This is a genomic window from Kitasatospora sp. NPDC094028, from assembly GCF_049543595.1.
Classification (GTDB): domain Bacteria; phylum Actinomycetota; class Actinomycetes; order Streptomycetales; family Streptomycetaceae; genus Kitasatospora.
This window is the reverse complement of record NZ_JBMVFA010000096.1, coordinates 1-1398: the sequence shown is the minus strand read 5'-3', so window position 1 is coordinate 1398 and position 1398 is coordinate 1. Positions and strand designations below refer to the sequence as shown.

The 1398-nt window shown below is 72.0% G+C and carries 1 protein-coding gene and 1 pseudogene; both read left to right on the top strand.

Translation table 11 applies throughout. The features are described 5' to 3' along the window. The first annotated feature begins 329 nt into the window (after positions 1-329). Positions 330-869, top strand: coding sequence for a SigE family RNA polymerase sigma factor (locus ACPC54_RS42010; RefSeq protein ID WP_153813772.1), 540 nt, complete (start codon positions 330-332; stop codon positions 867-869). Next, positions 866-1398, top strand: a pseudogene (locus ACPC54_RS42005) (hypothetical protein); the annotation flags it as partial. The gene ACPC54_RS42010 and the pseudogene ACPC54_RS42005, both read left to right, overlap by 4 nt.

The window sequence follows — 1398 nt, the reverse complement described above, 5'->3', positions numbered from 1 at the left end:
AGCGGCCCCGACACGGTCCGCCTGTGGGACCTGGACGCCGCCACGGCCATCGACCACATCTGCTCCGTCACCCGGGGCGTCCTGACCCCCGCCAAGTGGCAGGAGTACCTCCCGCGCCTCTCCTACGACCCGCCGTGTGACCACTGATCGGCCAACTTCCTTTTTTTCCCTCCGACTTGGCTCCACACGACCGACAACCTTGTTACCCTTGGCCATAGCCCGATCGCTGGTGCATCCCCCGTCGCCAGCGATCGGGTCTTTTCGTGCGCGAGGCCCGAGGCAACGGTCTGCCCCGCCCATGGACTCCTCCGGGTGTTCAGGAGGTGTCCATGGAGGACGGAAAACAGGACCGGGACGAAGAGTTCGGCAGATTCATGACCGCCCGCTGGTCACGGCTGCTGCGCACGGCCTTTCTCCTCACCGGGGAACGGCACTCCGCCGAGGATCTCGCCCAGTCCACACTGGAGCGGGCCTACACGGCCTGGCGCAGGGTCGGCACGGCGGACGACCCGGACGCCTATGTCCGGCGCGTGATGATCAACCTGCACGCCCGCAGGCACCGGCGCAGGCTCAAGGAGTTCCTGGCGCCGAAGGACGATTCCGGCCTGGTGCGCGAGGAGGCCGACCGCGGCGACCGGATCACCCAGGCCGTCGACCGCGAGGTGCTGCTCCGGGCGCTCGCCCAGCTGCCCGCGCGACAGCGCCAGGCGGTGGTCCTGCGCTACTGGGAGGACCTGACGGAGACCCAGACCGCACAGGCGATGGGCTGCTCCGTCGGCACGGTCAAGAGCAACACGGCCAAGGGGATAGCGAAGCTGCGCCTGATCCCGGCGCTGGCCGACGCGGTCCCGCAGGGAGGGCGGGCATGACGCACACGGACGGGAACGGGCACGGCATGGCACAGGACAGGATCGCCCTCCTCCTCGCGGACGCGGCGCGGGAGATCGAGACCGGCCCGGCGCCCGTCGCGGCGGTCGTACGGGGCGGCCGGCGGCTCCGGGCACGGCGGTGGGCGGTGACGGCGGTCGCGGCCGCGGTGGTGGCGGGGGGCACGGCGGGGGCGGTGCGGGTGCTGCCCGACCGTGGGTCGGCCTCACCGGCGGATACCGGGGTCGGCGGGCAACTGGTGGACGAGCCGGTGATGTCGACGGTGGGTGAGGGCACCCGCGACGGCGCGACATGGAACGTGAACGCCAAGGTGTGGCCGGCGCCCCGCGACCGGAGCGAGGCCGTCCGGCAGATGAGGGCCATGGCGGACTGGGGCCTCACGCCGGTGACCTCGGGCAGCCCCTCCGACCTGATCGGCAGGACGAGCTACTTCATCTTCCGCGGCTTCCAGAAGGGCGCCGGCGCCCCCGCCTTCGGGCTGGTGGCCTCCGACACCGTCGCCGGCCTGCC

Bases quoted from the DNA above. Each gene is read 5' to 3' on its own strand.
- ACPC54_RS42010 (WP_153813772.1), top strand. From the start codon at position 330: ATGGAGGACGGAAAACAGGACCGGGACGAAGAGTTCGGCAGATTCATG.